Here is a 14,155-nt window from a genome sequence, read left to right as displayed (position 1 = left end):
GGTCAGTGGCGGGGCGGCGTGCGGTGGCTGCGCGGGGCCGTAGCCCGGGGCCGCAGGCCGGTATCCCGGCGGCACCGGGTCGAATGTCGGCGGCCCGGGCGGCAGCATGCGGGATACGTGGGCGCTGGGCGGCGCGGCGAGCAGCGGCGCGGTGACGCGCTCCCGGATGGTGGCGGCCACCGGGGCGGGGAGCCAGCCCGTCGCGTCCGGGCCGGCCGTCGGCGGCAGGCCGTCGCCGGTCAGCCGCCGCAGGATCTCCGCGGTCGACGGCCGCTCCCGCGGCTCCTTGGCCAGGCACGGCTCGACGATCGCGGACCGCAACGGCTCGGGGACGCCCGCGAGGTCGGGCTCTTCGTAGACGGTCCTGAAGTTCACCGCCTGCGGGCCGCCTTCTCCGAAGGGCGGGCTGCCCGACGCGACGAATGCCAGCAGCACGCCCAGGGAGAAGACGTCGCAGGCCGGGCCCACCTCCCGTCCCGTCAGCTGCTCGGGCGCCATGAAACCGGCGGTGCCGACGATCACCCCGGTGCCGGTCAGGCGGCTGCTGTCGGTGACCACCGAGATGCCGAAGTCGATGACCCGGGGGCCGTCCGCGCCGAGCAGCACGTTCGACGGTTTCAGGTCGCGGTGGACCACCCCCGAGCCGTGGATGGCCTCCAGCGCCTCGGTGACGCCCAGGCCCAGCACCCGGGCCGCGTGCTGCGGCCAGGGGCCGTGCGCGGTGACCGCCTCGTCGAGGGCGACGCCCGGCACGTAGGCCGTGGCCAGCCATGGCGGGTCGCCATCGGGGTCGGCGTCCACCACGGCGGCGGTGAAGGTGCCGCCGACGCGCCGGGCGGTCGTCACCTCCCGCGCGAACCGCCGCCGAAACCCCGGGTCTTCGGCCAGTTCCGGCCTGACGACCTTGACCGCGACCCACCGGCCGCCCACAGACCGTGCCAGGTAGACCTGGCCCATGCCGCCGGCGCCGAGCCGGGCGACGACCCGGTACCGGGCGACCTCCCGTGGGTCTCTCGGCCCCAGTTCCCGCACCCCGAACCTCCCGGTAGCGTTCACAGGGCCGCGCCACGGCCATTCGGGTGGGAGATGATCGCACAGGCGGACGATCGAGTGGGTGGCCGGTTCGGTCTCAGGGCGACACCCGGTGTCCGCGACGCCGCCCGCGGCGGGCGCCGCCCCGGCCCGCCGGTCAATGGCCGTAGGACTCGAAGATGTCTTCGAGTTCTTCCATGTCCTGCATCCATTGGTCGTAGTCGAACTCGGCCATGCCGTCGGTCGGTTCCGGCTCGGTGGTGCGCTCCTCGCCGAAGGCCGTGGTCGGCTCGTAGGCCTCCGTGGTGCCGGACGCCCAGGTGAGGTACAGGACGTCGCCGTCCAGCAGGAGGGTGGCCTCGGTGTCCATCTCCTCCTCCGCGTCCTGCGTCGAGCAGTTGCCGACCCGCATGGCGCCCTCCTCGGTCACCGAGCCGTCGCAGGTGCCCTCGACCCCGCCCGGGAGGGTGTAGGTGTAGATCACGTAGCCGCCCATGAACAGCAGGGCTCGCCTCGTGTCCCCCTCGCCGGTCGCCCAGTCGCCGTCGAGCGCGGCCGGGTCCGGCACCTCGCCAGCCGGCACCACCTCGGCGCCGCCCTCCCCGGCCCCCTGGCCGCTCTCGGCCTCCCGCGACGCCGACGGCGACACAGCTCCTCCGGCATTCGTCTCGCCGCCATCGCCGCCGCCGCACCCGGCGACCGCGAGAGCCGTCAGCACAGGCAGGAAGAACCACTTACACGTTCGCATGAGTCCCCCGTTGGTATGGCATGTCCGTGGGCACCAAACCTTAATGGTTTCGGAGGAGTTGTGGAGCCGCAGGCATCGCCGTCCCCGACAGCGGACTGAGGGGCACGTGGCGCACGAAACGGCGCGGCGGCGGCTCCCACCCGCCACTCCAGCGGAGGACTCGACCTGCGCGTCGAACCGCCCACCACTGTCGCGAGGTGGTCACGCCACCGTCTTGGCCTGGAAGACGGAGCCTGCGTTGGACAGCTCACGGAAGCCCCGGACGCCGTGGTAGCGGCCGTAACCGTTGGAGTTCACCCCGCCGAAGGGCAGGTTCTCAGCCCGGTGCGGCGTGACCGTTGACGGTGACGCCACCGGAGGTGGTGTTGTCCAGGACGTGGTCGATGAACCGCTGGTCGGAGCAGTGGATGACGAAGCCCGGGGGGCCTGCCGAGCGATTCGGAGTGACCTCGGCCTGTTCCCGCGCGCCACCTGGCGCTGCCTGGTCGCCGGCGAGCTGCGCGCCTCGACGATCCGAACCACCGCCGGCTACACCGACCCGGCAGGGCACGCCGGCCTGCGCGAGGCCGTCGCCCGGTACGTCGGCGTCTCCCGGTCCGTCCGTGCCTCGGCCGAGGATGTGTTGATCCACTCAGGGTGCCCAGCAGGCGCTGACCTCATCAGCCTGATCGAGCCGGGCGACCTGGTCGCCGTCGAGGAGCCCGGCTCTCCGGCGGCGCGGTCGCTCTTCCGCTCGCTGGGCGCCAGGGTCGTGGCGGTCCCCGTGGACGACGAGGGCCTGCTCGTGGACGCGCTCCCGGCCCCCGCCTGGTGTACGACCCCTTCGCACCAATTCCCGCTGGGCATGCCGATCACCGGCCCGGCGCACAGCGCTGCTGGCGTGGGCCGCGCGTCGCGGCGCCCTGATCGAGGACGACTACGACAGCGAGTTCCGCTACGCCGACCGCCCGCTGGCCCCTTTGCAGAGCCTCGACCGCACCGGCCGGGTGCTCTACGTGGGTACCTTCTCCAATACGCTGCTGCCAATGCTGCGGCTCGGCTTCCTCATCGCACCGGCCTCGCTGCGGCCGGCTATGCGCGCGGCCAAGCAGCTCACCGACTGGCATGGCGAACACGTCGGGCAGGCGGCCCTCACTCGCTTCATCGACTCCGGCGAACTGTCGCGGCACGTCCGGCGGGCCATCACGATGGCGCCCTGCTGAAAGGGGTCCCGCGACTGCTGGTCAGGGGTGTCACGGCGTCGGAGCCGCCCCGGGTCGCTCCGCTCACCGCGCTGAGCCCGCGGCGGTTCGGCGATGTCAACGGCGATCGCCAAGAGGGACTGTCGAGTAAGGTCGTTGGGGGTTCTGGCAGGGCCTCCCAACGCAGGCGATCCGAGTCTACTGTGGAGCCATGGGGACGAAGGACGAGTTACGGGAGTTCCTGTTCTCCCGCCGGGCGAATGTCGCACCGCGCCGGTGTGTACCAGGCGGCGCGCCGCCCGGGCGGCGCGGACCTCGGTGTGGCGGGTGCTGGGCCGCATGAGCTTACCGGCGGTCGTGCACGACGCGAGGCAGGATGTCGTCGCGGCCAACCTCATGGGTTGGGCTCTGGACAGGCCGTTGTCCGACACCGGGAAAGTCGGAGCCGTCGCCTGCCTGCTGGTCAGGCGCGCGTCGCGCCCGCGGGGGGCACAGGGCCCGGGCCGCGCGGCCGCCGTCTCGTCGAGTGTGGAGAGCGCGGCGTGAACTTACGACGACTCCTGGTTGCCGCACTCCTGTCGGTCTGCACGCTCACGCTCACCGGATGCTCGACATCCACGAGCGACACCGACCGTGACCAGCAGCCCGCGCCTTCGACGCCCGCCGAGACCTCCGAGTCCGCGACCGCTGGATCCGGGGTCGGCGACCAGCCGACCGAGGCGCCCACGACCCCGGCCGAGGATTCGGCCCAACACCCGTCGCTCACGGACTACTTCGACGAGGTGCCCGATGCCTCACCGATCCAGCTCGGAAGAGTCCGCGAGCAGACAGCGGCCTACACCTCCTACGACGTCAGCTACCGCAGTGACGGGCTCCGCATCACCGGCGTGCTCAACATTCCCACCGGTAGCGGCCCGTTCCCCGCAGTCGTGCTCGCCCATGGGTGGATCGACCGCGACGCCTACGTCACCGGGCAGGGCATGACCCGCGAGCGCGGTCACCTGTCCGAGAACGGATACGTCGCGCTGCACGTCGACTACCGCGCACACGCCGGTTCAGACGACGATCCTGAGCTGTTGGGCCAGCTGTACCGCGGGTACGCCGTCGACGTACTCGGCGGCGTCTCCGCGCTCCGGGCGTCCGATCTGCCCGTCGACGACGAGCAGATCGGCCTGATGGGGCGTTCCATGGGCGGCAGCGTGGTGCTCCAAGCACTCGAGATGGCGCCCGGACTTGTCGACGCCGGCATCGTCTACTCGGCACAGTCCTCGCTCGAGTCGGACAACTACCGGCAATGGGGCGAGCGTCCGGTCGACGGCTATGGCGCGGAGTACGCGAGCCGCCACGGCACACCCGACGAGAACCCGGCGGCCTGGCAGGACATGTCAACCCGCCCCTATTTCGACCGCATCACCGAACCCGTCCTGATGATCCACGGCACCCGCGACGAGCAGTGCCCGCCCGAGTGGGCTCGTGCGACGCACACCGCGCTCGCTCAGGCAGACGTCGACGTCCAGCTCAACTGGTACGACGACTATCACGCCTTCGGACCCCAATTCACCCAGTCCATGGAGGACACCGTCGCATTCCTCCAACGTCACCTGACCTGAACCCGCCTTCCTGACAGGCCCGTCGTCTCGTGACGACCCCAACCCGAGGTGCCGACACCATGTGGACACGACACATACGCCCCGCACCGCCGCCCGTCGCGCCGCGTCCGCGCAACCGGACCACGCTCCTCATCGCCGGGCTGACCACGCTGCTCGCCGTCAGCGGATGCACGTCGAGCAGCCCCGAGGCACCTCCCGCGCCGGAAGACCGACAGGGCGCCAGCGAGGTCTCCGACCAGACGCCGGCTCCCAGCCAGGACCCGAGCCCCGAGCAGGAACCGCCCCTCACCAGCGACGGCCGCCCGCAGGTCGCCTACCTGACCATCCCGGAACTTGACATCCGGAACCTGCGCGTCGAGCCCTATCAGGGACAGACCGACGACGCCCCAGGGACGGAGATCCAGGACCGCGGCATCGCGGCCAGCCCACACGGCCCGTCCGGAGGAGTCGGCCCCGGAGGCATCGGGAACTACCAGGTGACAGCGCACCGAAACTCAGCGGGCGGCCCGTTCCTCGCGATCCCCGACCTCCGGAACGGCGCGAGGATCGAAGTGGCCACCGACCAACGCACCTACGTCTACCAGGTGATCGAGACCAGGGAGACGTCGTTTCGTTCGGAGCGATCCCTGGCAGAGCAACGAGCCGCCGTTCCCGGACATCCGGGTCGCACGCCCAGCCAGGCAATGATCACCCTGTCGACGTGCGCCACCCAGGAGGACCACGCCGCCGGGAACTACTGGGCCGATGACCAGGGCAATCCAGAACACCGAATCGACAAGATCGGGATACTGATCAGCTCGCACCCAGCCTGAGCTTGGCGTTTAATGTCGCAGGTCACTTGACCTGCTGGGATCCCCGGGAATCAGCGTCACGTGACGCGGCCGTTCTCCACGCTTCGAGATGTCGAGTCATGAAGCACGTAAGGAACGGCCGCTGCGTGTGAGTCTGCCCGCCGATGTGCCCGGAAGTCAGGTGCTGGGCCTGTTGTCCCGTTTCCGGGTCGACTTCTACGACTGCCTGTACAGCCGTGCCGATGCGCTGTTCGAACTCACCGACGCGGTCTTGTGCACCGTTGGACCGGTGAAGACCCTGGTCGAGCTCTGTCTGGCGGTCGAGCACCGGCGGGGCACGGAGCGCTGTATGCCGCGTTGGACCGGGGCTGGCTGGAGCCGGCGCGGTTGCGCCGCGCGCTGGCCGGCCTGCCGCTGCCCAGGGCGGCTGATGGGCGGATCGTGCTGGCCGTGGATGTCAGCAACTGGCTGCGCCCGGATGCCCCGACCAGCGACCAGAGGCTGTTCTGCCACATCTACGGGCGTGGGGATCGCAAGACGGACCAACTCATGCCGGCTGGCCGTACTCTTCGTCGCAGCCCTGGAGACCGGCCGGACCTCGTGGGTCGCGCTGCTGGATGCCGTGCGCCTGGGGCCGGCGGACGACGCCATGTTCGTGACCGCCACCCACTACGCGAGATGTCGAGCGGTTGATGCAGGCCAGCAGTGGCGGGCGGGTGATCCGCGAATCCGGATCGTCATGGACTCAGGTTACGACGTCGCCTACCTCTCCCACGCACTGGCGGACCTGCCTGTCGTCCTGGTCGGACGCCTGCGCTCGGACCGCGTCATGCTCCGCGATCCCGGCCCCGCCCGCTGTGGCCGAGTCGATCAAGGAGCACCAAGCCCGCCGAGGATAAACGTCAAGCCGAGATGACGTTCGACGTTCTTGGACATGGGTGTGGTGGCCTTCGGGCTCGGGGGTGCGGGCGTAGGGTTTGACGGTGTTCAGGGCCAGGTTCAGGCGGCGGGCGCATTCGAGCAGGCCGACGCCTTTGCCGAGCAGGTCGTGGACGGCGTGCCAGCGTTCGCGGGTGGCCTGGGCGCGCTGGCCGTCGGGGCGGGGCGGGTTGACGGTGGCCCAGCAGGCGGAGTGGGCCCTGACCTCCTTGAGGGTGGCTTGGCACAGGTTGTTTCGGATGTGCCACCGGTCGCCGACCTGAGCCGCGTCGGGCAGCGCGCGGCGGACGGCCTCGCCGTAGGAGCCGGAACCATCCCGGCACACCACCTGAACACCGGGGTGCTCGCGCAACCACGTCTCCAGGGCGTCGGCCCTCCGGCCGGGGAGTACGTCGACGCGTTCGCCGGTCTCTGCGTCGATCAGGATGGTCGCGTAGCGGTGACGGCGGCGCAGGGCGAAGTCGTCCACGCCCAGGACGCGCGGCACCCGCCGCAGGGGCAGTGGCATGCGCGGCAGCGCCCGCAGGGCGGTGGAGCGGGAGGCCGGCGTGGCCAGGACGCGTAGCAGCCGGGACGCGGCCCGACCTGCTGACTCCTTGACGACAACACCGAGTTGGGCGGTGAGCTCCTTGATCCTCGCCACGCCCGCGTCGCCGCGCTTCTCGACGATGTCGGTGGTGTCGTAGAAGTGGGCCAGCTTCTGCCGCTCGGGGTGACGGGACATCGCGATGATTCGCTCCGCGCCCAGTCGTTTGGCGGCCAGAACGGCATCAGGTCGACTGTGCCGCCCCCGATGACCGCGACCGTCTTGCCGGGGCCGCCTCGGCGGCGACCGCCCCGTACCAGCCGGTGCCGAGAACGTCGGACGCGGCCAGCAGCGAGGGGATCAGCTCCGGGGCCGGCTGCCCGGGTGTGGCGACGAGGGCGCCGTCGGCGTGGGGGATGCGGGCCTTCTCGGCCTGAGTGCCGATCGTCTGCGCCACGAACTGTCGGTGCACCGCAGCCGGACTGTCCGGAGCGGCGGATCTCGCAGGTGTTGTCGGAGATGACGAACGACCCGACGACGAAGTCTCCTGGCTTGACGCTCCTCACCTCGGAGCTGACCTCCTCGACCAGTCCCACGTACTCGTGGCCCATGACCTGGTGGTCGGCGGGCTCGATCCCGCGGCGGGCCGTCCGTCCGCCTGGGGCACCTCGCGGCCGACCAGCTCCGCCTCCGTCGAACGGGTGCGCCGCCTCCCCGCTCAACCCCGTCCGGTGCGCGCTGCTCGCCAGGGTGTTGGCCGCCGACGACGACCTGCGCGCCCGGGTGACCGCGCGGGTCGTCCGACGACACTACGAGGGCCGGGCCGCCGTCGAGCCGCCGGGATGCCGCGCTGACGTGGCACAGGACCCACCGCACGTTCCAGGAGGGGCGGTTGGTCGACGAGCGGCGGGTCAGCTACCTCTGGCACCTGCTCCCCGAGGCCTGGCTGCTCGAGGAGTTGGCCGACGCCGGCCTGACCGCGCCCGCTGACCCCCCACCGGGCTGGGGGGTGTACGTCGTGACACGCGAGAACTCCGGATAGCCGGACGAACCGGCCGGGCCGGCTCGGCGCCTACCGCTCCTCCCGGAAGACCACGTGCCGGCGCGCCACCGGGTCGTACTTCCGCAGCTCCAGGCGGTCGGGGTCGTTCCTGCGGTTCTTGCGGGTCACGTAGGTGTAGCCGGTGCCTGCGGTCGAACGCAGCTTGATGATCGGGCGGATGTCATCGCGAGCCATAGGGGCTAGTATACGGAAACGAAAATCGATTTCATTAGGAGGGGGTCTCATGGCTGGAGCCGACTGCGGGCCGGGCGGTGGACGATGACCGCCGAGACGACCGACGGCAGGCTCCCCGTCACCGTCCTGTCCGGCTTTCTCGGCGCGGGCAAGACGACCCTGCTCAACCACGTGCTCGCCAACCGGGACGGTCTGCGGGTGGCCGTGATCGTCAACGACATGAGCGAGGTCAACATCGACGCCGCCCTGGTCCGGGACGGCGGCTCGCTCTCCCGCACCGACGAGCGGCTCGTGGAGATGACCAACGGCTGCATCTGCTGCACCCTGCGGGACGACCTCCTGGAGGAGGTGGACCGCCTGGCGCGCGCCGGACGCTTCGACTACCTGCTGATCGAGTCGAGCGGCATCTCCGAACCCATGCCCGTCGCGGCGACGTTCGCCTTCCCCAGGGACGATGGCGCGACCCTCGGTGACATCGCGCGTCTCGACACCATGGTCACCGTGGTGGACGCGGCGAACTTCCTGCCCGAGCTCGACCGCGGCGACCTGCTCGCCGAGCGGGGGCTCGACCAGTACGCGGACGACGAGCGGACCGTCAGCGATCTCCTGGTGGACCAGATCGAGTTCGCCGACGTCATCGTGGTCAACAAGGCCGACCTCGTCGCGCCGGACGAGGTGGCCAGGCTGGAGGCCGCGCTCCGGCGGCTCAACCCGCCGGCCCGCGTGCTGCGCTCGTTTCACGGCCGTCTTTCGCCCCGGGAGATCCTCGGTACGGGCAGCTTCAGCCTGGCCAGGGCGCAGGAGGCCCCGGGTTGGCTCGCCGAGCTCAACGGTGACCATGTCCCCGAGACCGAGGAGTACGGCATCTCCAGCCTGCTCTTCCGGGCTGGCCGTCCCTTCCACCCGCGCCGGCTGTGGCGCCTCGTGACCGAGGAGCTCGACAGCGGCCGGTTCGGCACCGTGCTCAGGTCCAAGGGCTTCTACTGGACGGCGACCCGGCCCGCCGTCACGGGGCTGTGGTCCCAGGCCGGTTCGGTCGCCAGGTTCGAACCCTCGGGCGTCCGCTCGCCGGGAGACTCCGGCGCGACCCAGGGCCAGGAACTCGTCTTCATCGGCACCGACCTGCGGAAGGACGAACTCCGCGCGGCGCTACGCGACTGCCTCCTTGACGACACCGAGTGGCGCGCCGGCCCGAACGCCTGGCATGCCTACGAGGACCCGTTCCCCGAGTGGGACGGCACCGACCTTCACCACGGTCACGGCTACCCGGGCGACCATCCGCCCGCGCCGGCGTCCGCCGGGAGCCGCCGTGTCCCCACCCTCCACCCCTGACCACCGTCCCACGAGAGGAAGACACCATGGCCGTACCGAAGCGACGCATGTCCCGCAGCAACACCCGGCACCGGCGCGCGCAGTGGAAGGCGAGCACGCCCGATCTGGTGCCCGTCACCATCGACGGCCGTCAGCACCTCGTGCCGCGCAACCTCGTCCGCGCGTACGAGCGCGGTCTCCTCACCCCGTAGCGATCGCCGGCCGACAGCAAGGAGGAACCATGTCCGCACACTGCCAACTCACCGGCCGATCACCGGGATTCGGCAACCACGTCTCGCACTCCCACCGCCGTACCAAACGCCGGTTCAACCCCAACATCCAGAGCAGGCGCTACTGGCTGCCCAGCGAGCACCGGTACGTCCGGCTGAGGTTGAGCGCCCAGGCCATCAAGACCGTGGACCGGATCGGGATCGAGGCCGCCGTCGCCCGTGTCCGCGGGGGACAGATCTGACAGGTCTGACGAGGAACGGAGAAGAGCACAGGCATGGCCAAGAAGAGCAAGATCGCCAAGAACGAGCAGCGCAAGGTCGTGGTCGCCCGGTACGCGGCTCGCCGAGCCGAGCTGAAGGAGATCGTCCGCCGTCCCGGCACCACGGCCGAGGAGCGGGAGGCCGCCCAACGGGAACTGCGGCGGCAACCGCGTGACGCCAGCGCCACACGCGTCCGCAACCGCGACAGCGTCGACGGACGGCCCCGCGGCCACCTGCGGGCCTTCGGGCTCTCGCGCATCAACCTGCGCACCATGGCGCACGCTGGACAGCTACCCGGAGTGACCAAGTCCAGCTGGTGATACAGGACAGGAGAAGGGACACCACCCCATGCCCAAGCAGCCCCGACGTGACAGGCCTCAACGCCCTCGCCCCAACCCGTTGATCGCGGCAGGTGTCACCTATATCGACTACAAGGACACCGATCTGCTGCGCAGGTTCATCTCCGACCGGGGCAAGATCCGCAGCCGCCGGGTCACCCGGCTGACCGTCCAGCAGCAGCGGGAGATGGCCACGGCCATCAAGAACGCCCGGGAGATGGCCCTGTTGCCCTACCCATCGGCGAGCAGCGCCCGCTGACGCGGACGCCGGAGCGGCCCTACCCGGTCGAGCCCGGCCCCGTCTGGTGCCCGTCCGGAAGACGTCGCCGGGTGGCGACCGGGATCTCGTCGTCACCCGGCTTGGCGCGCGTGCGCGCAACCGCCGCCTCCGACGCGTCGACACCACGCGGATGGCCCCTGTGCTCCACCCGCGCGGTACGCGCAGCCGGAGGTCGCCGGGGACCTGTCCGACGCGCTGTTCGCCCGGATGGTGCCGGCCTGCTCGCCCCGGGCGGGCGGCTGCGGGCCCTGGTCTCGGGGATGTGAGCCTTCCCGTCCTCGATGGCCCAGGCGTCGCTGAACGCCGACGAGCCGCTCGATGGTGCCGCTTCGTTACTGCGGCGTGCACACAGGAGGGTGACCCATGGTCGACCACCGCGTGATCGAGGAGCCGCCCGGCCTACCGCCCCCTCGTCGAAGGGCGACGCCTCAGCGCGTCGCCGTGGAGGGGGCTCTGCGCGCGTTGGACTCCTTCGTGTCGGCGCAGCGGCTGCGCGCCGAGGTGGTGGCCCGGGGCGCGCGCGTGGGGTTGACGACGGTCTACCGGGTCCTTCGGGAGCTGGAGGGATCGGGCCGTGTGGACGTGGTGAGGGACGAGGTGGGGGAGCGCCTGTACAGGCTCCGTCCCGCCGACGGTCACCGCCACTATCTGATCTGCCGCGGCTGTGATGTCAGTCGGCCGGTGGAATCCGAGGTGGTCGAGGCCTGGGCCGAGCGCGTCGGTGCGGACGCCGGATTCGCCGCGCTGGCGCACACCGTCCAGCTGACCGGTCTCTGCGGGCGCTGTCACGAGCCGCCCGGCCATGGCGGGCCGGCACGCGAACGGTGACCGGCCTGCGGGGAAAATCCCGCCGGCCACCAGGGCGCTGGCGCCGCTGGTGGCCGATCGGGGGTGGGTCAACGCCGACCGATGACGAGGAGCGCCGGGTGGACCAGGTAGTAGCCGGGCTCGTCGAGGATGTGGTCACGACCTCCCGGGGTGAGGAGGGCCTCCGCCCGCGCGATGTCGTCGTCGCTCATCCCCGCCTCGGTCCCCCGGGCACGTGCCGCCGCGAGCAACTCCGGCCACACGACCCCTTCCAGGTACGCCCGTGCCGCCGGATCCTCTTTTACGGGGGAGCTGATCCGTGGCAGGACGTGGAGCCGCACGTCCCGCAGCCCCGTGGCGAGCATCCAGTGCACGTGCCGCTCGTAGTGCGTCGGGCCGTCGCCCGGCAGACCCCAGTTGAGCTCCGACGCGGTGCGTAGCATACGCTCCAGGCGGGAGTGGCCGGGCAGGAACATCGACTGGTAGTAGTTGCTCGTGAAGAGCCCCAGCACGCCTTCGCGGGCCAGGGCTCCGGCCATTCGGGCGACGGCGTCGGCGGGGTCCTCGAAGTTGCCGGGCCACACCACGTCGCTGGCCCAGATCGCGTCGAAGGGTTCATCGGCGGGCTGCCGCGAGAGCAGGTCGAGCAGGTCGGCGGACCTGGTGCTCACCTGGGCGCCGACGCCCTCCTCCTCCGCGTGCCGCATCGCCAGCCCGAGTACGTTTGGGTCGCGGTCCACGCCGAGGACGCGGGCCTCCGGGCCGGCCGCGCGGGCGAGTGCGACCAGGCCGCCACCTCCTCCGGTGCCTGCGTCGAGGATCCGGGTCCGGCCTCGCAGGTCGAGCAGGCCGACCGCCTGCTCGACCACCGGGGCGAAGAAGGCGCGGTTGCTCTTCAGGTATGTGATCAGTCGTGCTTCATCGATGTCCACCATGCGAGCCATCCTCAATGGAACCGTTTTCGTTAGCTGGTCAGGCGGTTGTCAGAAGCTCGTCGAACCCTGACCTCTGGGTCACCCACGCCATGGGGCCCGCCACGTACTCCGTGTCGGTCAGCAGGCAGGATTCGAGCAGGGCGGGGAGCGCGTCGGTGTCGAGTCCAAGGGAGACGAACACCAGATGCTGTCCCCGGTCGCCGTGCTCGGGATGCCAGTCGACCAGGGCCGCCAGCTGCCGGTTCGCCGGGAGGGAGGCCCAGGCGTCCTCGGGAAGGGCCGCGGCCCAGGGGCCCAGGCCGTCGACGCACAGCGCCCCTCCGGCCGCCTCCCAGGACAGCATGGTGTCGGGTCGGTCGGCGAGCCAGAACCTGCCCCGGCTGCGGATGGCCGCGCAGGCCAGGTCCGGAAGCGCTGCGTACAGCCTGCCCGGGTGGAAGGGGCGTCGACTTCGCCAGACGAGAGTCGTCACGCCGTCGTGATCGCTCTCCTGGGGCAACAGGGCGGTGGCGGGATGGACCCGGGCGGCGGCGGCCGCGATGTCGAAGCCCGCGGTGACCACGCGGAGGAGGTCAGGGTCCATGGGGGTGATGAGCCGGGCTGTGCCGTGGAGTTGGGTGAGCAGCGCGTGGTCGGTCGGGTCCGCCGCCGCCTCTCCCTCCACCAAGGCCAGGACCGGCGGGTACTCGAGCTGTCGGGCGAAGGTGTCGCCCACCGTGCGCTGGTCGGCTCGTGCGGCGGCGAGGCCGACGTCGGCGAGGTCGTCGCCGTTGGCCAGGTAGGGCACGATCAACGCCGGATCGACGGCGGTGACGACGCCTACCAGGGACAGCCGGTCCGCGCCCCGCGTGCCGATCAGTTCCGCCATGGACTGCGGTTCGACCGAGTCCCACAGCTCGACGATGGCCAGGGCACACAACTCGCCGCTGTCCGCGAGCCGTTCCAACTCAGGCAGGAGGTCCTCGCGGAGGGCGCAGCAGGCGCAGTCGTTGACCAGGGGTGTCTCGCCGGTCTCGACGACGTGGGCCGGATCCCGGAGGACGCGCCTGACCGTGCCGTCGGTGGCGGTGGTCAGGTCGTGGTGTAGCGCGACGCTCCTGGGGACGGCGCGCAGCAGGGAGTCGACCACCGTTCGTCGGGCGTCCGCGTGGAGGCCGGCGACGATGACGACAGGGAGCATCAGCGCGCTCCTCGATCCTCGTAACGGCGCCTGAACCGCTCCACGCGGCCTGCCGTGTCCAGCACCCGAACCTTGCCGGTGTAGAAGGGGTGGCTCGCCGAGGAGATCTCGACGTCGATCACCGGGTAGACGTTGCCGTCCTCCCATTCGACGGTGGGGGCGTCCGCCCTGGAGACGAGGGTGGACCGGGTGAGGAAGGCGAAACCCGCGGCCTGGTCACGGAAGACCACGGGTCCGTAAGGGGGATGGATGTCCGATTTCACGTCAGGGCCCTTCTTTGTCTGCCAACGCCGCGCTGGTGGTGGCCGCTTACGCGTGTCGAGGTCGAGGCGGCGGGTGGTGCGATACTACAGCCAAATGGGAATCATTTTCATCTAGGGTGTCATGTCGTGAGGGTTCATGGGCGCCCTCGATGCTCGGCGACGTGGCCGCGTTGCTGGCGGACGTGCGCCGCCCGCGGCCCCGCATGGGTCGACCTCGCCTACAACGCCATGCAGCTCATCGCCGCCGGCCGCCCGTAGAGGTGCGGTCGCGGTACGCGCGGGTCGCCGCTTCCGGCAGGCGCTCGAGCGGGTCTTCTCGTTCTTGGGGCGGTCGGGCGCGCCTTCTTGGTGGATGCTGGGCGGGTCGGCGCAGTAGGCACGAAGGCTCGGGAGGAGGTTTTGCTCGAACCGAGGCACACGCGCGACCGCCCAGGGGACGCTGGCGCGTCCTGGGTCCGAATCGTCGAGACCCAGGACGCCTTGGAG

The 14,155-nt window shown here is 70.9% G+C and carries 17 protein-coding genes and 3 pseudogenes; 11 read left to right on the top strand and 9 right to left on the bottom strand.

All coding sequences use genetic code 11. The annotated features are described in order from the left end of the window. The 3 genes from E1265_RS06130 to E1265_RS36875 form a co-directional block, all read right to left on the bottom strand. On the bottom strand, positions 1 to 1,032 hold a 1,032-nt coding region (locus E1265_RS06130; RefSeq protein WP_279571406.1), incomplete at its 3' end, for a serine/threonine-protein kinase. A gap of 157 nt (positions 1,033 to 1,189) precedes the next feature. Then, complete coding sequence (locus E1265_RS06125; protein WP_132929183.1) at positions 1,190 to 1,681, bottom strand: hypothetical protein; 492 nt, start codon at positions 1,679 to 1,681, stop codon at positions 1,190 to 1,192. Positions 1,682 to 1,981: 300 nt separating this feature from the next. Next, a complete protein-coding gene (locus tag E1265_RS36875) occupies positions 1,982 to 2,134 on the bottom strand; it encodes a hypothetical protein (protein ID WP_165953656.1) in 153 nt (50 codons plus the stop codon). Between the two features lie 605 nt (positions 2,135 to 2,739). Here E1265_RS36875 and E1265_RS38680 point away from each other — a divergent pair. From E1265_RS38680 to E1265_RS40640, 4 genes and pseudogenes are all read left to right on the top strand, one after another. Further along, positions 2,740 to 2,982 (top strand): hypothetical protein, encoded by a 243-nt coding sequence (locus E1265_RS38680; protein ID WP_243740567.1) that lies wholly within the window; start codon positions 2,740 to 2,742, stop codon positions 2,980 to 2,982. A 521-nt stretch (positions 2,983 to 3,503) separates the two neighbouring features. Continuing rightward, positions 3,504 to 4,571 carry a prolyl oligopeptidase family serine peptidase gene (locus tag E1265_RS38675; protein ID WP_165953662.1) on the top strand — a complete coding sequence of 356 codons (1,068 nt, stop codon included), beginning with the start codon at positions 3,504 to 3,506 and terminating at the stop codon, positions 4,569 to 4,571. Positions 4,572 to 4,630: 59 nt separating this feature from the next. Continuing rightward, a complete protein-coding gene (locus E1265_RS06110) occupies positions 4,631 to 5,383 on the top strand; it encodes a sortase (protein ID WP_132929181.1) in 753 nt (250 codons plus the stop codon). Between the two features lie 163 nt (positions 5,384 to 5,546). Then, a pseudogene (locus E1265_RS40640) lies at positions 5,547 to 6,218 on the top strand (transposase); the annotation flags it as partial. Positions 6,219 to 6,314: 96 nt separating this feature from the next. Here E1265_RS40640 and E1265_RS06100 read toward each other — a convergent pair. Further along, positions 6,315 to 6,926: pseudogene (locus E1265_RS06100) on the bottom strand (transposase); the annotation flags it as partial. After that, positions 6,909 to 7,468 (bottom strand): annotated as a pseudogene (locus E1265_RS37875) (alcohol dehydrogenase catalytic domain-containing protein); the annotation flags it as partial. The pseudogenes E1265_RS37875 and E1265_RS06100, both read right to left, overlap by 18 nt. 251 nt (positions 7,469 to 7,719) lie before the next feature. On the opposite strand from E1265_RS37875, the gene E1265_RS36865 reads away from it, so the two are divergent. Beyond that, positions 7,720 to 7,869, top strand: a complete 150-nt coding sequence (locus E1265_RS36865; RefSeq protein ID WP_165953661.1) for a hypothetical protein — start codon at positions 7,720 to 7,722, stop codon at positions 7,867 to 7,869. A 30-nt stretch (positions 7,870 to 7,899) separates the two neighbouring features. On the opposite strand, the gene rpmG is transcribed toward E1265_RS36865, so the two are convergent. Then, positions 7,900 to 8,064: a 50S ribosomal protein L33 gene (gene rpmG / locus E1265_RS06095; RefSeq protein WP_132929180.1), complete on the bottom strand. Its 165-nt coding sequence runs from the start codon at positions 8,062 to 8,064 to the stop codon at positions 7,900 to 7,902. A gap of 84 nt (positions 8,065 to 8,148) precedes the next feature. Here rpmG and E1265_RS06090 point away from each other — a divergent pair, with 84 nt between their 5' ends. The 6 genes from E1265_RS06090 (at position 8,149) to E1265_RS06065 (ending at position 11,312) form a co-directional block, all read left to right on the top strand. After that, positions 8,149 to 9,396, top strand: coding sequence for a GTP-binding protein (locus E1265_RS06090; protein WP_132929179.1), 1,248 nt, complete (start codon positions 8,149 to 8,151; stop codon positions 9,394 to 9,396). Between the two features lie 26 nt (positions 9,397 to 9,422). After that, positions 9,423 to 9,587: a 50S ribosomal protein L32 gene (rpmF, locus tag E1265_RS06085; RefSeq protein ID WP_132929178.1), complete on the top strand. Its 165-nt coding sequence runs from the start codon at positions 9,423 to 9,425 to the stop codon at positions 9,585 to 9,587. Between the two features lie 29 nt (positions 9,588 to 9,616). Then, complete coding sequence (gene rpmB / locus E1265_RS06080) at positions 9,617 to 9,847, top strand: 50S ribosomal protein L28 (RefSeq protein ID WP_132929177.1); 231 nt, start codon at positions 9,617 to 9,619, stop codon at positions 9,845 to 9,847. A gap of 33 nt (positions 9,848 to 9,880) precedes the next feature. Continuing rightward, on the top strand, positions 9,881 to 10,186 hold the full coding sequence (gene rpsN, locus E1265_RS06075; RefSeq protein WP_132929176.1) for a 30S ribosomal protein S14: 306 nt from the start codon (positions 9,881 to 9,883) through the stop codon (positions 10,184 to 10,186). Between the two features lie 28 nt (positions 10,187 to 10,214). Next, positions 10,215 to 10,463 carry a 30S ribosomal protein S18 gene (rpsR, locus tag E1265_RS06070; protein ID WP_132929175.1) on the top strand — a complete coding sequence of 83 codons (249 nt, stop codon included), beginning with the start codon at positions 10,215 to 10,217 and terminating at the stop codon, positions 10,461 to 10,463. 384 nt (positions 10,464 to 10,847) lie between these two features. Further along, entirely contained in the window at positions 10,848 to 11,312 is a 465-nt protein-coding gene (locus tag E1265_RS06065) for a transcriptional repressor (RefSeq protein ID WP_132929174.1), read from the top strand. A gap of 68 nt (positions 11,313 to 11,380) precedes the next feature. Here E1265_RS06065 and E1265_RS06060 read toward each other — a convergent pair whose 3' ends face one another. Genes E1265_RS06060 through E1265_RS06050 form a run of 3 tightly spaced genes read right to left on the bottom strand, consistent with a single transcriptional unit; the run spans position 11,381 to position 13,669 of the window. After that, entirely contained in the window at positions 11,381 to 12,226 is an 846-nt protein-coding gene (locus E1265_RS06060; protein WP_132929173.1) for a class I SAM-dependent methyltransferase, read from the bottom strand. A 37-nt stretch (positions 12,227 to 12,263) separates the two neighbouring features. Beyond that, positions 12,264 to 13,406, bottom strand: coding sequence for a GTP-binding protein (locus E1265_RS06055; protein ID WP_132929172.1), 1,143 nt, complete (start codon positions 13,404 to 13,406; stop codon positions 12,264 to 12,266). Then, entirely contained in the window at positions 13,406 to 13,669 is a 264-nt protein-coding gene (locus E1265_RS06050; RefSeq protein ID WP_132929171.1) for a type B 50S ribosomal protein L31, read from the bottom strand. Before E1265_RS06050 ends, E1265_RS06055 begins: the two co-directional genes overlap by 1 nt. Positions 13,670 to 14,155: the final 486 nt, after the last annotated feature.

The organism is Streptomyces sp. 8K308 (assembly GCF_004348315.1).
Taxonomy (GTDB): Bacteria; Actinomycetota; Actinomycetes; order Streptomycetales; family Streptomycetaceae; genus Streptomyces.
The sequence above is the reverse complement of the archived record's forward strand: the minus strand, read 5'-3'. Positions and strand labels throughout refer to the sequence as shown.